17 protein-coding genes, 3 tRNA genes and 1 pseudogene are annotated in these 21,959 nt (G+C 36.8%); 7 read left to right on the top strand and 14 right to left on the bottom strand.

The window, feature by feature from the left end:
* Window positions 1-134 precede the first annotated feature (134 nt).
* From HMPREF9018_RS04225 to HMPREF9018_RS04205, 5 genes are all read right to left on the bottom strand, one after another.
* A tRNA-Arg gene (locus HMPREF9018_RS04225) sits at window positions 135-208 on the bottom strand.
* Window positions 209-294: 86 nt separating this feature from the next.
* On the bottom strand, window positions 295-942 hold the full coding sequence (locus tag HMPREF9018_RS04220) for a trimeric intracellular cation channel family protein (RefSeq protein ID WP_008448574.1): 648 nt from the start codon (window positions 940-942) through the stop codon (window positions 295-297).
* 23 nt (window positions 943-965) lie between these two features.
* Window positions 966-1,922, bottom strand: a complete 957-nt coding sequence (locus HMPREF9018_RS04215; RefSeq protein ID WP_039864369.1) for a D-2-hydroxyacid dehydrogenase — start codon at window positions 1,920-1,922, stop codon at window positions 966-968.
* Window positions 1,923-1,993: 71 nt separating this feature from the next.
* Window positions 1,994-3,025, bottom strand: coding sequence for a histidinol-phosphate transaminase (gene hisC / locus HMPREF9018_RS04210; RefSeq protein ID WP_008448549.1), 1,032 nt, complete (start codon window positions 3,023-3,025; stop codon window positions 1,994-1,996).
* Between the two features lie 22 nt (window positions 3,026-3,047).
* Window positions 3,048-3,806 carry an RNA methyltransferase gene (locus HMPREF9018_RS04205; protein ID WP_008448566.1) on the bottom strand — a complete coding sequence of 253 codons (759 nt, stop codon included), beginning with the start codon at window positions 3,804-3,806 and terminating at the stop codon, window positions 3,048-3,050.
* Between the two features lie 44 nt (window positions 3,807-3,850).
* On the opposite strand from HMPREF9018_RS04205, the gene tamL reads away from it, so the two are divergent.
* Complete coding sequence (gene tamL / locus HMPREF9018_RS04200) at window positions 3,851-6,121, top strand: translocation and assembly module lipoprotein TamL (protein ID WP_008448558.1); 2,271 nt, start codon at window positions 3,851-3,853, stop codon at window positions 6,119-6,121.
* 57 nt (window positions 6,122-6,178) lie between these two features.
* Here tamL and HMPREF9018_RS04195 read toward each other — a convergent pair.
* Window positions 6,179-6,251, bottom strand: a tRNA-Lys gene (locus HMPREF9018_RS04195).
* Between the two features lie 36 nt (window positions 6,252-6,287).
* Window positions 6,288-6,360 (bottom strand) — tRNA-Lys (locus HMPREF9018_RS04190).
* A gap of 464 nt (window positions 6,361-6,824) precedes the next feature.
* Between HMPREF9018_RS04190 and HMPREF9018_RS04185 the strand changes: the two genes are divergently transcribed.
* Complete coding sequence (locus tag HMPREF9018_RS04185) at window positions 6,825-7,736, top strand: glycosyltransferase family protein (RefSeq protein WP_008448546.1); 912 nt, start codon at window positions 6,825-6,827, stop codon at window positions 7,734-7,736.
* A 68-nt stretch (window positions 7,737-7,804) separates the two neighbouring features.
* Window positions 7,805-8,845: a DHH family phosphoesterase gene (locus HMPREF9018_RS04180; protein WP_008448556.1), complete on the top strand. Its 1,041-nt coding sequence runs from the start codon at window positions 7,805-7,807 to the stop codon at window positions 8,843-8,845.
* A gap of 128 nt (window positions 8,846-8,973) precedes the next feature.
* Here the strand turns inward: HMPREF9018_RS04180 and HMPREF9018_RS04175 are convergent, their stop codons facing one another.
* The 7 genes and pseudogenes from HMPREF9018_RS04175 to purB form a co-directional block, all read right to left on the bottom strand.
* Complete coding sequence (locus HMPREF9018_RS04175; protein WP_008448554.1) at window positions 8,974-9,312, bottom strand: TM2 domain-containing protein; 339 nt, start codon at window positions 9,310-9,312, stop codon at window positions 8,974-8,976.
* Window positions 9,313-9,323: 11 nt separating this feature from the next.
* Window positions 9,324-9,707: a DUF2752 domain-containing protein gene (locus HMPREF9018_RS04170; RefSeq protein WP_039864364.1), complete on the bottom strand. Its 384-nt coding sequence runs from the start codon at window positions 9,705-9,707 to the stop codon at window positions 9,324-9,326.
* A gap of 5 nt (window positions 9,708-9,712) precedes the next feature.
* Window positions 9,713-10,015, bottom strand: coding sequence for a CD225/dispanin family protein (locus tag HMPREF9018_RS04165; protein WP_008448565.1), 303 nt, complete (start codon window positions 10,013-10,015; stop codon window positions 9,713-9,715).
* Window positions 10,016-10,284: 269 nt separating this feature from the next.
* Window positions 10,285-11,253: pseudogene (locus HMPREF9018_RS10660) on the bottom strand (IS1380 family transposase); the annotation flags it as partial.
* 336 nt (window positions 11,254-11,589) lie between these two features.
* Window positions 11,590-12,981, bottom strand: coding sequence for an asparagine--tRNA ligase (asnS, locus tag HMPREF9018_RS04155; RefSeq protein WP_008448567.1), 1,392 nt, complete (start codon window positions 12,979-12,981; stop codon window positions 11,590-11,592).
* Window positions 12,982-13,077: 96 nt separating this feature from the next.
* Complete coding sequence (locus HMPREF9018_RS04150) at window positions 13,078-14,664, bottom strand: pseudouridine synthase (RefSeq protein ID WP_008448569.1); 1,587 nt, start codon at window positions 14,662-14,664, stop codon at window positions 13,078-13,080.
* A gap of 104 nt (window positions 14,665-14,768) precedes the next feature.
* Window positions 14,769-16,115, bottom strand: coding sequence for an adenylosuccinate lyase (purB, locus tag HMPREF9018_RS04145; protein ID WP_008448551.1), 1,347 nt, complete (start codon window positions 16,113-16,115; stop codon window positions 14,769-14,771).
* Window positions 16,116-16,562: 447 nt separating this feature from the next.
* Between purB and HMPREF9018_RS04140 the strand changes: the two genes are divergently transcribed.
* The 4 genes from HMPREF9018_RS04140 (at window position 16,563) to trmB (ending at window position 21,892) form a co-directional block, all read left to right on the top strand.
* Window positions 16,563-16,991, top strand: coding sequence for a Fur family transcriptional regulator (locus HMPREF9018_RS04140; protein WP_039864360.1), 429 nt, complete (start codon window positions 16,563-16,565; stop codon window positions 16,989-16,991).
* Between the two features lie 107 nt (window positions 16,992-17,098).
* Window positions 17,099-19,579 carry a bifunctional UDP-N-acetylmuramoyl-tripeptide:D-alanyl-D-alanine ligase/alanine racemase gene (locus tag HMPREF9018_RS04135; protein WP_039864358.1) on the top strand — a complete coding sequence of 827 codons (2,481 nt, stop codon included), beginning with the start codon at window positions 17,099-17,101 and terminating at the stop codon, window positions 19,577-19,579.
* 24 nt (window positions 19,580-19,603) lie between these two features.
* Window positions 19,604-21,004, top strand: a complete 1,401-nt coding sequence (gene rmuC, locus HMPREF9018_RS04130; RefSeq protein ID WP_008448548.1) for a DNA recombination protein RmuC — start codon at window positions 19,604-19,606, stop codon at window positions 21,002-21,004.
* A 90-nt stretch (window positions 21,005-21,094) separates the two neighbouring features.
* Window positions 21,095-21,892 carry a tRNA (guanosine(46)-N7)-methyltransferase TrmB gene (trmB, locus tag HMPREF9018_RS04125; RefSeq protein ID WP_008448544.1) on the top strand — a complete coding sequence of 266 codons (798 nt, stop codon included), beginning with the start codon at window positions 21,095-21,097 and terminating at the stop codon, window positions 21,890-21,892.
* The last annotated feature ends 67 nt before the right edge of the window (window positions 21,893-21,959 follow it).

The raw sequence follows: 21,959 nt of genomic DNA, 5'->3' as shown, positions 1-21,959 counted from the left end.
AGTATTCTATCACTTAATGTAGTTTAGAAAATCAGCGTATAAAACAAAAAAGGCTTTTAATAATTAAAAGCCTTGTATGATACTACTTAGGTGTTACATGTCTTTATATCGCTCCTAAGCGTTAAAAAAGAAAGTGATTCTGGCGGGATTCAAACCCACAACCTCTTGATCCGTAGTCAAGTGCTCTATTCAGTTGAGCTACAGAACCTACTTGAGAAATAAAAGAAAAACGCGTTGTTTCTTTATTTCGCTTGCAAAGGTATAGCTTTTTTACAAGACTGCCAAACTTTTTCCTTATTTTTTTTCATCCTCACTTGTTAGCGTGGGCAATGAAACCCCATAAAACACTGCTAAGAAACGGATTATACATACAGATAAGAATGCTATAATAGTAGTAATAGCCAAATTAACACCTATTTCATAAAGTAGCCAATATATACACCCTCCTGCAACACTTGCCATAGCATATATTTCTTTTCGAAAAATCACAGGTAAGTTATTAAGCAGAACATCACGAATAACACCACCTGCAACGCCTGTCATACACCCCATTGTGATTGCAACCCAAAAAGGGTATCCCATAGCTAACGTTTTTTGCATACCAGCCAAAGTAAAAAGCGCAAGCCCTAAGGTATCGAACACAAACCATGCGTTATTAAGACGATGGATCAGACGATGAAAAAGAATAACAAACACAAGGGCAAGCCCTGTACATAGAAGATACTCTTCATTCTGCATCCAAAACGGTGTTACCCCTAACATCAAATCGCGTATAGTTCCACCACCTATGGCAACAGCTACCCCACAAACATACCCTCCAAACCAATCAAAATGTTTTGCAGCAGCATGACGTATTCCTGATATAGCGAACGCAAAAGTACCTAAAAACTCTAATAAATGTTGTAGAGTGGCTACCAAGTGCTGATCGTTGTATATTATCATGATTTTAAGAAGATATGTTACACTTACTTGTTAATTATATTTTGAGGTTTTCCTTCAAGATATTTTCTTATATTTTCTACAGCTATTTTCATAAGGCGGCGGCGAGCTTCTAAAGTAGCCCATGCTATATGTGGCGTTATATAAGCGTGTGGGGCTTTTATTAACCTGTTGTTAGCCTCTGGGGGCTCTTGTGTCATAACATCTGCACAATAAGCTCTAAGATGCTGGCTTTCAAGCGCATTAGCTACAGCATCTTCGTCTATAAGCCCGCCTCTGCCAGTGTTTATAAGAATAGTACCTTGATGCATCATTGCAAGAGTTTCGGCATTTATCATCTTATAAGTAGAATCGTTTAATGGACAATGAAGCGTAACGACATCGGACGTAGCAAACAGTCCTTCTAATGTAGTCTTACGAATATTATCAGGCAGCAGACTGCTTGGCTTGCTTGTAAACGCATTAACGTCCATACCAAACGCATGTGCTATTTCAGCCACTTTTTTACCAATATTTCCTAAACCAACAATACCTAAAGTCTTATTAGAAAGCTCCATAAGAGGAGTGTCCCAATAACAAAAGTCCTTTTTACTACTCCACTTTCCAAGCCTTGTTTCAGAAGAATAATAATCTGGCATCATTGCTATGTTAAGTAAATGAGCAAATACCATCTGTGCTACACTGTCTGTACTATAAGCAGGAATGTTACAAACGGTAATGCCTCGCTCCTTGCATGCTTCTATATCTATATTATTGTAGCCAGTAGCCATCTCTCCTATATATTTAAGATTTGGGAGTGAAGCTATAACCTCTCTATTAATGCTTACTTTATTAGTTAATATTATATCAGCATCTTTTGCCCTACATATAACTTCTTTTGGTGTAGAACACTGATAAATGGTTAAGTTACCAAACTGCTTTATCTCTTCCCATGACAAATCACCAGGATTGACAGTAAAACAATCTAATGCTACTATATTGATGTTTTTATTATCCATTGTTTTTTATGTTTTTATTAGAAATAAATTTTTTAAAGTTTACCTATTTTTCAAAATCATTTAAATTGTCTTAAAGCTCCTATAAGCTCATTATTTTCGCTCTTAGTTCCTATAGTTATACGTAAAGAGTTAGTACATTGCTTTTCCATATATACAACTATACCTTTAGAAAGAAGAAAACTATAGACAGACTCTGCATTATCAACCTTTGCTAAAAAGAAATTCGCATCAGAAGGATATACTCTCTCGCAAAAAGGCAACTCTGCAAAAGATCTCATCACCCTATTACGCTCTAAAAGTAATATTTTTAACCAATCTTCAATATCAAAACGACGAGATAAGATTTCCAACGCCTTATTCTGCGTTAACATACTTATATTGTATGGCAACTTTATCTTATTAAACAAACTTATTATGTTCTCATTAGCAAACGCCATACCTAAACTTATACCTGCACAGCCCCATACGTTAGAAAACGTATTTAAAACTATCAAGTTTGGGTACTCTTCCAACCTATGCCTAAACACTGGGTGTTTAGAAAAATCAGAGTAAGCCTCATCAATAACAACAATGCCCTTAAACACAGCCAAGAGCTGTTCTATCTCCTCTATTATCAGATTATTACCTGTAGGATTATTAGGAGAACATAACCAAATAATTTTTGTGTTTTTATCGCATACTTTCAATAACTTATTAGCAGATAATAGGTAATTATTTTCAAGCGGCACTGCTCTATATTCTACATTGTTTATAGCTGCACGCTCTTTATACATAATATATGTAGGAGCTATTGAAACAACATTATCTATATTTGGCTCACAAAAAAGGCGATAACACATATCTATGGCTTCATCTTCTCCGTTTGTAAGTAATATTTTTTCTACCGGGACTGCTTTTATCTTTGATATTTCAGCTTTTAACCTTTCTTGTAAAGGGTCAGGATAACGATTATATGGCTTATTGTAAGGACTTTCATTAGAATTGAGAAGAATATGCTTAGAATGTCCTGAAAGATGATTATATAGAGGCGTTATTTCGCTTCTAAGTTTCAATATATGCGTGCGAACGATTTCCTGCAATTGTTTCATTATTATAAACCTTTTAAAGTGTTTAATTTCTATTGCGTCTAAATTCTGCACATATAATAGCAGTAGCAACAGCAACGTTAAGCGATTCTGCTGAAGATTCCTTTAAAGAATAATTAGGAATATAAAGGCTCTTATTCACTTTTTGCCTTAACTCCTCTGATATACCTTTACCCTCGTTCCCCATTACTATGATTCCGTTTTGTGAAAGCTTTTGATTATAAATATTACAGCCTGTAAGCAGGGTAGTATAAATAGGGCAATCATTAGGCACTTTATCGATAAAAGCAGGCAAGTTAATATAATAAATATTTACCCGTGCTATACTTCCCATTGTAGCTTGCACCACCTTTGGGCTCCAACAATCGACAGTATCTATAGAACAATAAATGTTTTCTATACCAAACCAATCGGCTATACGAATAATTGTTCCCATATTACCTGGATCTTGAATACCATCTAAAGCTAAAGACAATTTTTGTGTAGAGAACAAGCCTAACACATCATTTAAAGAATAATGATTCTGTCTCAACTTAAAAACGCCTAACTTTGATTGAGGATGTTGTAAAAATGATATTTTTTTTATATCCTCAATATCTTCAAAAATATCTTCAGCTTCAAATCCTGCTTGCAACAAATCGTCTACTACCTTTGGACCTTCAGCTATAAAAAGACATGATTTTTCTCGTCCTTTCTTAGTTCCAAGCGAACTATAAATCTTTATTTTATTTTTTGAAACCACATGGCAAATATACAAAAAAATATCCGCTTGCTTAAAATACATCTTGTTTTTTTACTATCTTTGTACAAATTATGTATAGATATATAATGTTGACAGTAAATAAATGCAGCAAACTTCATCTAATCTTTGCTGTCTTAATAACCTTTTTCTTAGAAGGTTGCTCTTCAGATAAGTTTGTACCAAACAATGAATATTTATTAGACAAGGTTAGGCTAAAGTCAGATGTTAAAACACTTGACACGAGCTTGTTAGAACAATATATCAGGCAAAAAGGCAATTCTAAATGGTTTTCTTTATTTAAAATGCCTTTAAAAACCTATTCTTTATCAGGTAAAGATACTACAAAATGGATTAACCGTACTTTAAAGAAGATAGGAGAAAAACCTGTTTTATACGATTCGCTTCAAGCAAAATTATCTATTAAGGACCTTATAAAAGCCATGCAAAACATGGGCTACATAAATGCTAAAGTAACTTTTAATAAGCATATAAGAGGTAAAAAGCTCACTGCCATTTACAACTTATCACCGGGAGAGCCTTATATGATAAATAACTTTTCTTACGATATTCAAGATTCTATAATAGCTAAAATATTATCATCTCACTTAAATAAAAGCTTTTATAAAAACAGTCGTATGCCTTTTACTGTATCTTCGCTTGATGCGGAACGTAAACGGCTAACACAAATATTAAACGACTCTGGGTTTTACCATTTTCATAAAGAATTTATTTACTACACTGCCGACTCTATAAGTAAAACAAAACTTATTAACATAACCCTTCATCTAATGCCATATTACGATAATAACTATAAAAAAACATCAATACACCCACGTTATATTATTAATAATATTAATATTATTCCAGCAGATTCTAATGGGATTAATTTGCGAAGAGGTGTACTTGCGGATAATATTCTGTTTGAAAAAGGTAAATATTTTTCTGCTTCTGATTTACAAAAGACATATAATAACTTTGCTCGTCTTGGATCTATCCGATATACAAATATAAATTTTAAAGAAAGTCCACATATTGATAGTTTAGTTATAGGCAAAAAGTTTTTATATAAAACATCTAACATTCGCTACTTAGACGCTGATATACAAATATTAAATAACAAGCCTAATACTATTTCTCTCCAACCTGAAGGTACAAATACTGCGGGCGACTTAGGGGCTGCTGCTACATTATCATACCAAAACAGAAACTTGTTTAAGGGTAGCGAAAAGCTTGAAATAGAATTGCGTGGAGCTTTTGAAGCTATTAAAGGGTTAGAGGGCTATTCTGATAAAAACTATGAAGATTACAGCATTAAAGGAAGTATGCTTTTTCCTCGCCTATTAGCTCCTTTTACAAGTAAGAGCTTTCGACGAAAAAGTAGTGCAACTACTGAGTTTATTATAAGCTGGGACTTTCAGAACCGTCCAGAATTTCATCGCCGAGTTTTTTCATCAGGATTAAAATATAACTGGTCTACCATTACAAAACAACTATCTTACAACCTTGACGTCTTTAAGTTGAGCTATGTATATATGCCGTGGATTAGCAAAACTTTCAAACAAGACTATCTCTATAATATTTCTAATCGTAATGCTATCTTAAAATATAATTATAGAGATTTATTTATAATGAGTTCAGGTATAGATATAAATTATAAAACATTAATACATTCTTTAAAAGCGAGAATAGAAACGGCAGGCAACTTGTTAGACGCTGTAAGCGGTATATTCAATTTCCAACGTAACAATGATGGACAAAAGAAATTTATAAAAATAGCGTATGCACAATATGTAAAGTTCGACCTTGATTATACTTACCTTTATTTATTTGATAAAAACAATTCTTTAGCACTACATGCCGATATTGGTATTGCTTATCCATATAGTAATAGTAAAATACTACCTTTTGAAAAACGTTATTTTGCAGGAGGTGCAAACTCTGTGCGTGGATGGAGCGTAAGAGAATTAGGACCAGGAAACTTTAAAAAATCAGATGGGCGCATTGACTTCATCAATCAGACAGGAGACATAAAATTAGACCTTAATGCCGAATATCGCACACACTTATTATGGAAATTAGATGGTGCTGCATTCATTGACGCGGGAAATATATGGACTATCAGAAATTATAAAGAACAAAATGGTGGGCAATTTGAAATTAATAAATTTTACAAACAAATAGCTGTTAGCTATGGATTAGGCATACGTTTTAATTTCAATTTTTTTATTCTTCGCTTAGATGCAGGTATGAAAGCTATTAACCCTGCTTACAACACATTATCAGAACATTATGCTCTTTGGCACCCTATATTAAAAAGAGATCTAACCTTTCATTTTGCAGTAGGATTACCTTTTTAAAAAATCATTCAATATCTTTATAAAAAAAAAGAGAAACTCTCACAAGTTTCTCTTTTGTACACCCTTAGGGATTCGAACCCTAGACCCACTGATTAAGAGTCAGTTGCTCTACCAACTGAGCTAAGGGTGCTAAAAACAAAAAGTATCTATACCTGAAGCAAAAATGTACACCCTTAGGGATTCGAACCCTAGACCCACTGATTAAGAGTCAGTTGCTCTACCAACTGAGCTAAGGGTGCTTTTTGCTTTTGCGAATGCAAAGGTACTACAATACTATTAAACCTCCAAAATTTTTCTTATTTTTTTATGATAACAGATTCAACTTCAAAATGCAACTACGCTTATAACCGTAAGGAAAATAATTTCACTTAAGAACTCTAAGTCCCAACTATATCCCTTTGGTATTACATTTATCTTATATTAATATTCTTTAATTTGCTTACCATTAGAAACTACTTTTTATAAAGCTGTCAGATCCTCTTTGGTAAAAGTAATTAGTATAACGGTTGTCCTCAACGATGTGATAGCTTGAAAATATATGTTTTTCACAAGTGAAAGAGAACTTTGTTTATAGTTTATCTTTATTCTATTAACTTATATTTAGTTTTCATTATATAGAGAAACCATAAAAAAGATAACTAAAATAATCTATTACCCTTTCTTTTTCTTATCTTTGCATTACAATATATAAATTAGAAAATAAATGAAACCAACATTATTACTTTTAGCTGCAGGAATGGGCAGCCGTTACGGAGGGTTAAAACAGCTTGACGGTTTAGGTCCAAATGGTGAGACAATAATGGATTATTCTATTTATGATGCTATTCAAGCTGGTTTCGGCAAGATAGTTTTCGTAATCCGAAAAGATTTTGAAGACCAATTCCGTAAAAAAGTTTTATCTAAGTATGAAGATCATATTCCTACAGAAATAGTCTTCCAAAGTATAGATAATCTGCCTGAAGGATATTCTGTACCAGAAGGTAGAGAAAAGCCTTGGGGTACTAACCATGCTGTACTTATGGCTAAAAATGTTATTAAAGAGCCTTTTTGCGTTATCAACTGTGATGATTTTTATAACAGAGATAGCTTTAGAGTTATTGGAAACTTTTTAGCAAATCTTCCAAATAATTCTAAAAACAAATATGCTATGGTAGGGTTTCGCGTAGGCAATACTTTAAGTGAAAATGGAACTGTATCACGAGGCATTTGCACAACTAACACAGAAAAGCTCCTTGTTGACGTGGTAGAGCGTACAAAAATAGAACGTCGAGAAGGGAAAGTTCAATATATTGACGACGAAGGGAAATGGGTTGTTACAGATGACGATACTCCTGTTTCAATGAATGTATGGGGATTTACTCCTGATTATTTTGAATATAGTGAAAGCTATTTTAAAGATTTTTTAAATGACCCCAAAAATTTAGAAAACAAAAAATCTGAGTTTTTTATTCCTCTAATGGTTAACAAACTTATAAAAGATGGCACTGCAACAGTAAAAGTTCTTGATACTACAAGTTCTTGGTTTGGTGTAACCTACCCTGAAGACCGTGAAAATGTTGTAACAAAAATACAATCTTTAGTAAAAGCAGGCATCTATCCTAATAAGCTATTTTAATTATAATCATGAACTTTAAAACATATAAGAAAATCATGATAGCATTTTATTTATCTATTTAATATAAGATGTTTGAATTATTAAATAAACAAGAGATTTCTCTTTTAAAAGAAGTTCTCTCTAAAAAAAACAACATTGTTATCTGTGCTCATAAATCTCCCGATGGCGATGCCATAGGTTCTACTCTTGCATGGAAAAACTTTTTGGAACAGCATGGGAAGCAAAATGTAAAAGTTTGCTACCCTGATGCTGCGCCCGACTTTCTGCACTGGCTTCCTGGCTTTAACGATACTCTACGCTATGATAAGCAGGCTGTACTAATGAAAGAAGCTTTTAACAAATCAGATCTTGTTTTCTACCTCGATTTTGGACAGAGCTCACGCACAGACGAAATGCAGGCAATATTAGAATCTTGCCAAGCTCCTATCATACTCATAGATCATCATTTACATCCACAAGGTAATTATCTTATTAAAGCCTCGTTTACACACCTATCTAGTACATCTGAGATAATATTCAATCTTATCTGCCAATTAGGCGGTTATGAGGCTATGACTAAAGCATGTGCAGAATGTATATATTGTGGCATGATGACCGATACTGGAGGCTTTACGTATAACTCTAATCGTCCAGAAATATTCACTATAATAAGTATGCTTCTACAAAAGGGCATAGATAAAGATGAGATATATAATAAAGTATTTCATAATTATTCAGAGCAAGCTCTGCGTCTACGCTCTCATATCATTTTAAATAAAATGAATTATATAGAAAATTTGCATGCCAGCTATTTTACAGTAACAAAAGGTGATCTTCAAAGGTTTCGTTTTACAAAAGGCGATTTAGAGGGAGTCGTTAATATCCCTCAGCTAATAAAAGGACTTAAAATAAGCATTTCATTACGTGAAGATACAGAAAAATCAAACCTTGTGCTTGTAAGTCTTCGATCATCAAACGGATTTCATTGCCAACCTATGGCTACTAAATTTTTTAATGGTGGGGGACATGCTGATGCAGCTGGAGGCAAACTTCATTGCTCTATAGAAGAAGCTGAACAAATAACAATAAAAGCCCTCCTTTTCTATAAAGATGAATTGCAAAACCCATAAATATTTAAAAGTCTTTAGATGGGTGTATAAGCCGCAAATAACTATATCTTAGCTTGTGAACATAAAATATTCAACAGCTACAGCACAGCTTTAATACTCACGGCAATACTAAAGCTGTAATATTTATTTTAATAACTTATACCAGATACTAATATTTGATAATTTTTTTTACGAACAATATCCATAATTACAAAAAGATCATAAAGCCACCAAATACCAAAACCTCCACATGTGATAAATTTTAATATGCCTAACCCTATATCGCCGGTATAAAAACGATCTACTCCAAAAGTTCCAACAAAAATAGAAATTAATAAAGCTGTCATGGGATCTTTAAAAGAAGCAAAACGCATCTGGACAATTTGAGTATCCATATCTATAAGCATATTTTGAAGATAGGGCAAACTTTCTCTTGGCAGCTTATCACTATTAAATAAAATGAGTTGTTCTATAAGATTTTTATCCATTTCTATATATATTAAATATGTAAAATATTCCTAATTATAAACCATGCAAAAAAACTAATAACGTAAAACCATACAGCATGTCTATTCTCTATTATATAACCAAGTCGTTTCTTATATTTACCTTCTTTCATAACCCAACAGATTATAAACAGCGACATGTATGGCAAAGTATAAGCCAGATAGTAATTATAAGCAAAGGCTTTCATAATATTGCCATGTAATAACGCATGAAAAAAACGCTGTATACCACAAGCAGGACAATTAAAGCCAGTAAGCAATTTGACAGGACATTTGGGAGTAAACCAATAACTAACAGGATTTACAAGAAACAAATATCCTCCTATAACTGCAAATATAACACAAATAAAGACTAAACGCTTATACTTAAAAATCAAATTTGTTATCTATTTAATAAAAATATACTTGCATAAATAATTTGACAAATCAAACCTACAATTATACCTATTACACTCCATTTCTTTGCATCGTTGGCATATCTCTCTGCTGCTTCATATTGCCCCAAAGAAAAACAAGTATTAACCTTGTTTGAAAGAATGATTGCATAAATACCCAATGGTAAGCAGCAGCATGCTGTTGTAAAAATAGCTAAAGCTAAATTATTTTTGGGAGGAATACTATTTGCAGAGTTATCATTCAAAGATGTTCCCATAAACTCTTGCTTATTATCAAAACTATAATCCATTGAATTTTATTTTTAAAAGTAATTATTTGCAAAAATAATCACTTTTATAACAATCAGCAAACAAAATAAGATATTTTTTACAGAAAATAATACTATACCCTCAAATCCGCAACTAAGCCCTTGAACGTCCTTATTGCGTTTACACGTCCTCTCATTACTGAATTTGCAGATAATTTGAACTTGAAGCACCAACCTCTGCCTGCAATATCCCCTTACCCCACAATGTGACTTGAGGCAATACACAATATCATTCCCATAAGTTGTATGTATTATCCAAAATCAGTTTGGAAAAATCTGCGTAGGCATTATTACAGGTATAGATATTCAGCACATATTGCCTTGATGTCCTGATTCACTTGGCTGGTACAGAGCTAAACTTGAAGACAAACGCTTTTATGCGACTTGTTGCATTGAGTCCGAACTTCTTTACGTCAAGTCTTTGAATGATGGCCTTAAAAGTTACGTATAAGTGCTGTAAGAAGAAGGAACACTGTGTTCTCTGCCATGAAGGATTTAGACAATCTGTCCCACCCGAAACCATTGTTCATATCATCGAAGATACGTTTTTTTCCGCCACAAAGGTTATAGAACTCGACAATTTCTCTTACGGAAGAATCATAGTCGTTAGTCAGGATACAACGGTATGTGTATTCTCCTTCTCAAAAATCCTGCACACCATCCATCTGTTTCTGTCTTTGAATCACAAGTCGATATGTCTTACCTTTCCACTTCTCAACAAGGATAGAGTTCAATTCAAACTCAATGCCATTGATTTCCTCAGTTTTCCAGCCTTTGAGAGCAAAGGTATCATTGTAGATCGAACTGCAGCGGTTAGCACGGATATAGAAGGACTTGCAGTGTTTTTCTATTTCCTCCACGATTTCCTCGGAACATGATCTACAATCAGCCCTGAAGCGATTGATAGTGAGCCTATTCTGTTCAAATCTCTCAAAGAATCTCTTCAGCGTGTCCTTCTGATGGAAACGAACATTTGTGTTACCATCGTTATTCTCTATACCGACTATCAAATTGCCAATAACCGCCACTCCAGGGCGATAACCAAGGAACTTCTTGTACGTAGGCTTTACATCATACTTCTCTGTCTCTATGAACTGGTGGTCGAAATAAACATCATATATCTCACCCTCTTTCAGTTGGCCAGATGCAAATATACAATTGAGCAATAAAGTATTGAGAGTGTCAGCCGTATTGAAATTGTAGGTCTTACCCATATCTGATTTCTCTATGATTGAAAATAACCCCCCCAAAGGAGTGAGTCTATCAGGTTTAATTTGTATCTTCGCCATGTCTATCGTCGGATTTTCTTGTTTTTTTTGCAACACTAAAATAAGTGAAAATTATGACATGGTAAAATTCTGAGCAACTTTTTGTTGCTCAGTTACTTAAAAAGTTTAATTTATAATAGTGTTGCGGAATTAAGGTATATTTATTTTATTGTAGTTTCATATAAGGATTACATGTAAGGGAAATATTCTTTTTAGCAAATAATAATAGTAAAGGGCTAATATCCTGTATTGGATTTTAGCCCTTTAGTTGTTTTCTGAAGAGTTTTTTTAAAACTCTGCGTTCTTTGGTGTACGTGCAAAAGGTATCACGTCGCGTATGTTTTGCATACCTGTAACGAAGAGTATGAGGCGCTCAAAGCCCAGTCCGAAACCGCCATGTGGGCAAGTGCCATACTTACGGGTGTCAAGATACCATGAGTATTGCTCTGCTTTCATGCCTCGCTGCTCTATTTCTTGTAACAGCTTATCGTAGCTTTCTTCACGTATAGAGCCTCCTATTATCTCGCCTATGCGTGGGAAGAGCACGTCTGTGCCCTGCATAGTCTTGCCGTCTTCGTTCTTTTTCATGTAGAACGACTTTATTTCGGCAGGGTAATTGCTCATTATTACGGGGCGCTTAAAATGGTCTTCTACAAGGTAGCGTTCATGCTCGCTGCTAAGATCCATGCCCCATGTAGTAACGGGGAACTCAAACTTAACACCCTTCTCTTGTGCTTCTTTTAAGATGTTAAAGCCCTCGGTGTACGACAGGCGTACAAAGTCTTCCTTTAAAACTCCCTCTAAACGGTCTATTAAGGTGTGGTCTATCATCTTGTTAAGGAAGTCGAGATCGTCCTTACAGTGCTCTAAAGCCCAGCGCACGCAGTATTTTATGAAGTCCTCTTCAAGATCCATTAGCTCGGGAAGGTCTATGAAAGCCACTTCTGGCTCTACCATCCAGAACTCTGCTAAGTGGCGTGGTGTATTAGAGTTTTCTGCTCTAAAGGTAGGACCAAAGGTGTATATAGCTCCCAAGGCAGTAGCTCCGAGCTCTCCTTCAAGCTGTCCTGACACGGTGAGGTGTGTGCGCTTTCCAAAAAAGTCTTGTTCATATTCCACCTTACCGCTTTTAGCTATACGGTCTAAGTCTAATGTAGTAACCTGAAACATGTTACCAGCTCCTTCGGCGTCGCTCCCTGTTATGAGTGGTGTGTGGAAATAATAGAAGCCATGCTCATGAAAATAGCGGTGTATAGCAATAGCCATGTTATGGCGTATTCTGAACACTGCCCCGAAGGTATTTGTGCGTAGGCGCATATGCCCATATTTACGCATATACTCAAAGCTCTGTCCTTTCTTTTGCATAGGGTAGTCACTGGGGCAAGTTCCGTACACTTCAATGTTTTTGCATTGCACTTCTGAGGTTTGCCCCTTTCCCATGCTTTCCACTAAAGTGCCTGTAACGCCAATGCAGGCTCCGGTAGTAATACTTTTTAATGTTTCCTCATCTATAGACGAGGGGTTTACTACCACTTGTATGTTCTTAATAGTAGAGCCATCGTTAAGTGCTATAAAGTCGACAGCCTTACTACTACGATGAGACCTAACCCATCCTTTTACTACAATATCTTTTCCAAAATTGGTACAGGATAAAGCATCTACTATTTTAGTTCTTTTCATTTATGTTATAATGTATAGTGATATGTTGCAGCTTAGCTGCATATGTAAAAAGTCTGGTGATATAAGGAAATATCACCAGAAGAATAGTTTTTCTTATTATTCGAAAGCTCCCATACGTAGCATTTCCACTTCTTTCTGTGTGAGGAAACGCCAGTCGCCGCGCCTAACATTCTTTTTGGTTAGTCCGGCAAACATCACGCGGTCGAGCTTTACCACTCTATAGCCTAAACTCTCAAAGATACGGCGTACAATGCGGTTCTTGCCGCTATGTATCTCTATGCCTACCTGTGATAGGTCGTCAGGGGAAGCATATTCTATGGCGTCTGCCTTTATCTCGCCGTCTTCAAGCATTATTCCTTCTGCTATTTTCTGAAGGTCGTTGGCAGCAACAGGCTTGTCAAGGAAGACGTGATATACTTTTTTCTTTAAAAACTTAGGGTGTGTGAGCTTGCTTGCAAGGTCGCCATCGTTAGTAAATAGTAATACTCCTGTGGTGTTACGGTCAAGACGTCCAACGGGATAAATGCGTTCAGGGCATGCGTCTTTAACGAGATCTACTACCTTTTTACGCTGTTGTGGATCGTCGCTTGTGGTAACATAGTCCTTAGGCTTGTTAAGAAGTAGATATACTTTCTTTTCTAACGACACTGTTTGCCCCTTAAACTTTATCTCGTCAGTGCGTAGAATCTTAGTTCCCAGTTCGGTTACTACCTCACCATTTACCGTTATTTGCCCAGAAGAGATGTAGTTGTCAGCCTCTCGGCGTGAGCATACCCCTGCGTTAGCAAGATATTTGTTTAAGCGCAAAGGCTCTGTAGGGTCGGTGTGCTCTTCGTTATATTCTATGCGTTTCTTTAGCGAATATTTTGCATTAGGGTCATAGTCGGCTGTGCGTTGGCGATAACGTCCTTGGCTATAGCTGTTTTGTTGTCCATAGCTGCGGCGTGAGTTGTTATACCCGCCATGACCTCTGTAAGAGGTTTGCCCCTGCTGATAGCCGCCGTGGTTATTATATCCGTTTTGTCGAGGCTGTGTATAGCTTCCATAACGCTGCTGGTAGCCACCGCGAGAGCTGCTATATCCGCCTTCGCTTTGTTGATACTTTCCGTCAAATCCTTCTTCTGCTTGTTGGTGAGAGCTGTATCGAGGACGGTAAGCGTCTGCCTGCTGATAGCCATTCTCGCCGTTGCTGTTATAGCGTGGACGGTATGAGCCTTGCTGGCGGGGCTGATAACCTCCCTGCGCCTGATAGCTCCTGCGCTGCTGATAACCACCCTCACGCTGCTGATAGCCTGCTTGGCTTTGGGTATCACCGTCGTTAGCACTGTAGCGTGGGCGGTATGAGCTTTGACCTTGTGCGTGGTAGCCCTCACGCTGCTGATAGCCTCCACCATAGTTGTTGCTATAGCGTGGGCGGTAACCTCCTCGCCGCGCCTCGTGATCGCCGCTTGCAGAGCTTAAAGCCGAGCCAAACCCTTCGGGGCGGAAGCCACCCGTAGGCTGTTCTTTAACATTGCTGGAGCTATAAGCACGCTGCGAATGGATACGTGGGCGTTGTGGTCTTCCCTGAGATGTAGGCTGATTACCTTTGCTATAATTGCTTTGTTCTGTTGCAGAGTAGCCTTCTCGGCTTACTTCTTCTTTCTCTTTACGAGCATCATCTTTCTCAAATTCTTCTACCATAGTATTTCTTTTGTTGCTTTTAAAAGTGCCTCCCGGCTCATTACTTTGTTTTACTTGTTTTTTGTTGTGATATTTTGTTTTTTATGTTTTGTTGTGCTCTTATCTTATAAGCCTGTATAGTTGTGAGGTGTTATGGCTCTTAGCTCTTTTTTCACCTCTTCATTAACGTCTAAAGTATCTATAAAATGATGTATTGTTTCTGCGGTCATCTTTGTGTTAGTGCGTGTGAGCTTTTTTAATGCTTCATAAGGGTTAGGATAAGCCTCTCGGCGTAATATGGTTTGTATAGCTTCAGCCACTACAGCCCATGTGTTGTCGAGGTCCTCTTCTATCTTTTCCTTATTAAGGATAAGCTTTCGTAGCCCTTTAAGCGTACTCTGAATGGCTATGAGGCTATGGCCAAGGGGTACGCCTATGTTTCGTAAGACGGTAGAGTCGGTAAGGTCGCGTTGTAACCTGCTCACGGGCAGCTTTTGTGCAATAAACTCTAATATGGCGTTAGACAAACCGAGGTTGCCTTCACTGTTCTCAAAGTCTATAGGGTTCACTTTATGTGGCATAGCACTGGAACCCACTTCGCCAGCTTTTATCTTTTGTTTAAAATATTCCATAGAGATGTATAGCCACATATCTCTGTCAAGGTCTATAATAATGGTGTTTATCCGCTTTATTGCATCAAATATGCTGCCCAAGTGGTCGTAATTGCTTATCTGTGTGGTAAGCTTTTCACGCTCTAAGGATAGCTTTTGGCTTACAAACTTGTCGGCAAAAGCCTTCCAGTCGTAGGCAGGATATGCTACATGATGTGCATTAAAATTGCCCGTAGCACCGCCAAACTTAGCTGTGTGCTTGCAACTCTTTAGCGTAGATAGCTGCTCTTTAAGCCTATATGCAAAGACTTCTATCTCTTTTCCTAAGCGTGTAGGCGATGCAGGCTGCCCATGTGTCTTTGCAAGCATGGGCACATCTTTCCATTCTTTGGCGTAGGCTTCTGTTTGAGCTATTAATTCCTCCACAAGGGGATAGTATACCTGCTCAAGTGCTTCTTTTACAGATAGGGGCACACTGGTGTTGTTAATGTCTTGTGAGGTCAAACCAAAATGGATAAATTCTTTATAAACTTCTAATCCACCTATTTTGTCAAACTCTTCTTTTATAAAATATTCAACAGCCTTTACGTCGTGATTAGTTTTGCTCTCTATGTCTTTTACACGCTGTGCTTGAGAAAGGGTAAAATTGCGATAAATGTCGCGCAAAGTGTCAAAAAGAGCATTATCGAAACTCTTTAGCTGGGGTAGCGGCATTTCGCATAAAGCTATAAAATACTCTATTTCTACACGCACTCTATAGCGTATGAGAGCATATTCAGAGAAATACTTAGATAGTTGTTCTGTTTTGTTTCTGTATCTACCATCTATGGGTGATACTGCAGTTAGTACCTCAAGATCCATATCCGTTTAATTTTTCATATCCGCAAAATTAATCATTTTTTTGTGATAAAAGTCATAAAACACCAATATTTTTTCTAAAAAAGCATAGATAAAACATATTATGGGTGACATCTTAAGACGTAAAACATGTGTAAAAGCAGTGATAAAGGCCATCTATAGAAAACAAAAATAATTTATTTTTATAATAAAAATAGGTTAAAAATGAATCAAAAATAATTTATTTTTTATAGTTACACATCTTTTATTAGTGTTATAAGTCTTATATTTTATAATGTATAAGTGGTGCGTTTTGTGAGTTTTTATCTATCATTATTTTTTGTTTTCTATTGTTTTTTTAAAGTTTTATATTATATTTGCAGTGTTTTATTTTACTTTTTGTAGTATTTAAGAGCGTCTTTTTCTTTTTATATAGAGGGGGAGTGCTTTTTTATAAGCCAAATGTTGTATATGGAAAAGGAGGATATAGAAAGTTTGTTATCAGGTCATAATATTCGTGTTACAGCCAATAGGATACTCATAGCCCAGACCTTATCAAAGAGTAATGAGCCTTTGTCGATAAAAGATTTTGAGCATCGCTTGCATACTATAGACAAATCGAATATTTTCCGTTCCCTTACTTTGTTTAAAAAGCACCATTTAGTGCATCAGCTACAGCAGGAAAATGGCATGACAGCATACGAGCTGTGTTTGCGTCATAATAGTGAGAAGGACGATGATGTGCATGTACATTTTTATTGTGAATATTGCCAGCACACTTTTTGTTTGTATAATGTGCCTATTCCGGAGGTTAATATTCCTGCAGGTTTTGAGGTAACGGGGGCTAACTATGTGGTAAGGGGAGTTTGTCCGCAGTGTGCGAAGAAAACTAAAAAATAAGTATTACTTATATTGGCAATTTTATATTTTCATTACCTTTGCACACGTTAATACTTGTTTTAAGTGGTAGAGGCAGGTGTAAAGAGAAAAATATAATTGTAACAGAAATGAGTTATAGTATAGAGAAAATAGCTTCTTTGTTAGGAGTAGAGATATATGGTGGAAGAGAGGGAAGTGTTAGTTTTTTATTAACGGATAGCCGTTCGCTTTGCTTTCCTGAAGAGACTTTGTTTTTTGCTTTACGAACAGAGCGTGGCGATGGTCATAATTACATTTCGGAGCTTTATGCTCGTGGCGTTCGTTTCTTTGTGGTAGAGGAGCTTCCTTGTGAGTGGGAAAAGCTCTATAGTCAAGCCAGCTTCTTAAAGGTATCTTCTTCTAAGAGGGCTTTGCAACGTTTGGCAGCTTGTCATAGAGACGAGTTTCATATCCCTATAGTAGGGGTTACAGGTTCTAATGGTAAGACGGTAGTAAAAGAGTGGTTATATCAGTTGCTTTCGTTTTCAAAGAGAGTTACCCGCTCTCCTCGCAGTTACAATTCGCAGATAGGTGTACCTTTGTCGGTATGGCTGCTTAATGAGCAAACGCAGGTGGGCATATTTGAGGCAGGCATTAGCAAAAAGGGCGAGATGGAGGTGCTTCGCAATATTATTAAGCCCACGATAGGTGTACTGACGAGTCTTGGTGATGCTCATCAAGAGAATTTTGTGAGCATGGAAGAGAAATGCCGAGAAAAGCTACGCTTATTTACCGATGTTGATGTGTTGGTATATCCTTATGATGACAAGCTGATAAGAAGCTGTGTAGATACTCTTTCTTTTAAAGGTAAGGGGTTAGGGTGGTCTGTAAAAGACGCCAGTGTTAGCTTGTTTATAAAGGATATAAAAAAGTCGGAGCTTTCCACTACCATTGCTTATATATGGAAGCAAGAGAAGGAAGATAGTTATACCATTCCTTTTATAGACGATGCCAGTATATACGATTCTATTACCTGCCTGGCTTTATGCTTATATTTAGGCGTTAAAAAAGAAGTGTTAAAGGCTCGTATGCCTCTTTTAGAACCTGTAGCAATGCGCCTTGAGGTAAAAGAAGGGCAACGTGGCTGCACGCTTATTAACGATTCGTACAATTCTGATATCAACTCGCTCGATATAGCACTCGATTTTATGAATCGCAGGCCAGACCATAAAGGCCGTAAACGCACATTAGTGCTGAGCGATATTCTTCAAAGTGCAGAAGACGATGAGGCTCTTTACAGGCGTGTAGCCTCGTTAGCAGAAAAAAGAGGTGTGGAAAAGTTTATCGGTATAGGCGAGACACTTATCTGCCAGCGTAAGGCTTTTAATAATATTAAGGAGAAGTGCTTCTTTACCACAGTGGGAGGATTTCTAAGTAGTGATGCTTTTAGGCAGATGCACGACGAGGTGATTTTGTTAAAAGGTGCTCGTTGCTTTGGTTTTGAACAGCTTACTGAGATGCTTGTAAACAAGGTGCATGAAACAGTATTAGAGGTTAATCTAAATGCTATTGTAGATAATCTAAACTGGTATCGCTCTTTAATGAAGCCCCAGACAAAACTTGTTTGTATGATAAAAGCCGATGCCTACGGAGCAGGCTCGGTAGAGATAGCCAAGACATTACAGGATCATCGTGTAGACTATCTTGCCGTAGCGGTGGCTGATGAGGGAGTTACCCTGCGTAAGAATGGCATTACTAACAACGTAATGATAATGAATCCGGAGATGTCTTCGTTTAAAACTCTCTTCGATTTCGACCTTGAGCCAGAGGTATATAGCTTTCGTTTGTTAGAGGCTTTGATAAAAGCAGCCGAGAAAGAGGGTATAACAGGCTTTCCCGTTCATATAAAGATAGATACGGGTATGCATCGTTTAGGGTTCGATCCTGTGAAGGATATAGACGAGCTTATTCATCGCTTACAAAAGCAAAGTGCTATAATACCACGCTCTGTTTTCTCCCATTTTGTAGGTTCTGACAGCGATAGCTTTGACGATTTCTCTTCACAGCAGTTTGCTTTGTTTAAGCAGGGGGCAGATAAGCTGCAGGGAGCTTTTCCTCATAAGATACTTTTCCATATGGACAACTCTGCAGGTATAGAGCATTTCCCTTACAGACAAATGGATATGTGCAGGTTAGGCTTAGGTCTTTATGGCATTAATCCTCGTAGCAACAAGTGTTTTAATACTATCTCAGAGCTTAAAACCACTATTTTACAGATACGTAGCGTTCCCAAAGGCGACACCGTGGGCTATTCGCGTAAAGGGGTTATTAGTCATGATAGTATGATAGCAGCCATTCCAATAGGTTATGCCGACGGTTTGAATAGGCATCTTGGTAACAGGCGTGGCTATTGCTTAGTAAATGGTAAGAAAGCAGAGTATGTAGGCAATATATGTATGGATGTGGCTATGATAGATGTAACAGGGATAGATTGTAAAGAAGGAGATCAGGTAGAAATATTTGGTAAAAACCTTCCTGTAACAGTGCTTAGCGATATACTCGATACTATACCTTACGAAGTGCTTACCAATGTTAGCAATCGTGTAAAAAGAGTTTATTTTCAAGATTAACGTGTATATTTAGATTTTTTCTTTATGCTGATATTTTATGTTTTAGCCTTCTTTTTAGGGGCATTAGTGATGTACCTTATCCTTAAAGTGTACCACACAAAAGAGTTAGGGAAAGTAAAGGCAGACTTGTCTTTGGCTGCAAACCAGTTAGAGATGGAGCGAAAGAGCGGAAAAGAAAGGCTGGAAAGTCAGCAAAGGTATTTTGAAGAGCGCTTAAAGCAAGAGCAGGTAACAGCAGAAAATAATATTAACATGTTAAAAGCCTCTACTCAGGAGCGTGTAAAACAAGAACAAGAACATGCTGCCCTTCTAAGAGAAGAGCTGCAAAAGGAAAATACTAATAAGCTAAAGCTTTTGCAAGAAGAGGTGCGCAACATGGGAGAGAAAATGCTAACAGAGCATCAAAACAAGCTCAATTCTGCCGACAAGGAACGCTTAGAGAGTGTGCTTAATCCGCTTAAAGAGCGTTTAGAGATGTTTAGTAAGACCGTTACTACAAGTAATAAAGAAAGCGAAGCTACTAAGACGGAGCTTCGTACAGTGTTCGAGGAGTCTATAAAGCGTTTGCAGGAAGGTCAAAGGCATAATATAGAGATGTTGCGCGAAGACCAACAAAGAGCAGTGGAAGAGCTTAAAAAGCAAACCGAGAGTATAGGTAACGATGCAGCTTCTCTTACTAAAGCGTTGAAAGGCGATTCTAAAATGCAAGGCGATTGGGGGGAGATGATTCTTGAACGCACTTTAGAGGACTGCGGATTAAAGAAAAACGAGCAATATTTTCTTCAGGAAAATGTAAAAGACGAAGAGGGTAACAACTATCGTCCTGATGCTATTATAGCTTTTCCTAATAATGAACGGGCGGTGATAGATGCGAAAGTATCTCTCACGGCATACCAAGAGGCAATAAAGGCTGATAGTAAGGAAGAGCAGGAAAGGTATCTTAAAGAGCACGTAAAGTCTGTTAAGGCACATGTAGATGAGCTTGCTGCGAAGAATTATGACGTGTTAGTGTCTGGCTGCATAGGGTATGTTTTAATGTTTGTGCCTTATGAAAGCGGATATTCCGCAGCTATAAAGACGGACCCTTCTATCCTTCAGTATGCTTATCGTAAGCACATTATCATCTTATCGCCAAGCAATTTGCTTATGGCACTTCAGCTCACACATACCATGTGGCAAAACTATAGGTTAAATAAAAATGTAGAAGAGATTTTGCGTCAGTCGAATGATCTCTATGATAAGTTTGCTCTTTTTGCCGAAACTTTCATAAGTATAGGTACAGGTATAGAGCAGCTAAAGACACGTTATGAGAAAGCAAAAGGACAGCTAAACTCAGGTAAAGGAAATGTTGTTAGAAAGCTGGAAACACTAAAAACACTGGGAATAACCCCTAAAAAAGAAAATCCTTTAAGCATAGAAGGGTGAAAAGATTAAGGTTTCTTTGATGTGAGAAATAGCAATATAGAGTGGGGTTATAATATTTTTTTTCTTAATTAATAATATTATCTTTGTAGCATGAGTAAAGGAAAATTAGAAAAGTTTGCAGCGTTAGAGACTTTTAAGAATGTGTTCCAATGCCCTTTTAGTGTGATTAGTCAGGGCGCATTTGATATGAAAGGTAAATGGCGCGAGCAATATTTCCATAATGATAATCCTATAGTTTTAGAGTTGGGTTGTGGAAAGGGAGAATATACAGTAGGGTTAGCTTGTAAATATCCTGAAATTAATTTTATAGGAGTGGATATTAAAGGGGCACGCATATATACCGGAGCTAAACAAGCCTTAGAGCAAGAGCTGGACAATGTAGCCTTCTTGCGTACGAGTATAGAGTTTATTGATAGATTTTTTGCTAAAGATGAAGTGCAGGAAATATGGCTTACCTTCTCTGATCCACAGATGAAAAACGTACATAAGCGGCTCACGTCTACCTTTTTTATGAATCGTTATAAGCAGTTTTTGGTAGATGGAGGGATTGTACACCTAAAGACCGATTCTAACTTCCTTTTTACATATACTACTTACATGGTAAGTTCAAATAACCTTCCTGTGATTTATCGCACCGAAGATCTTTATGGTAATGAGCATAACGAAAAGGCTGAGGCTGAAGAAAAGATAGATGATAAAACCTTAGAAATACTATCTATCCATACCTATTATGAGAAGCAGTGGATAGAACGAGGTTTAAATATAAAGTATATGAAGTTTACTCTTCCTCATAACGTTTCGCTTATAGAACCTAATATCGAAATAGAGCTTGATGAGTATCGTTCTTATAAGCGTTTTAAACGGAGTGGGCTAGAAAAAAGCAAGTAAAAGGAATGTAATAAGAAAAGTATAGGAAATTCTTTTGATTATTGCTATATATATAATGTGTAGTCCT

The sequence above is a fragment of the Prevotella amnii CRIS 21A-A genome (genome assembly GCF_000177355.1).
GTDB lineage: Bacteria > Bacteroidota > Bacteroidia > Bacteroidales > Bacteroidaceae > Prevotella > Prevotella amnii.
Note: the sequence above shows the minus strand (reverse complement) of the source record. Positions and strands in the feature narration are given on the sequence as shown.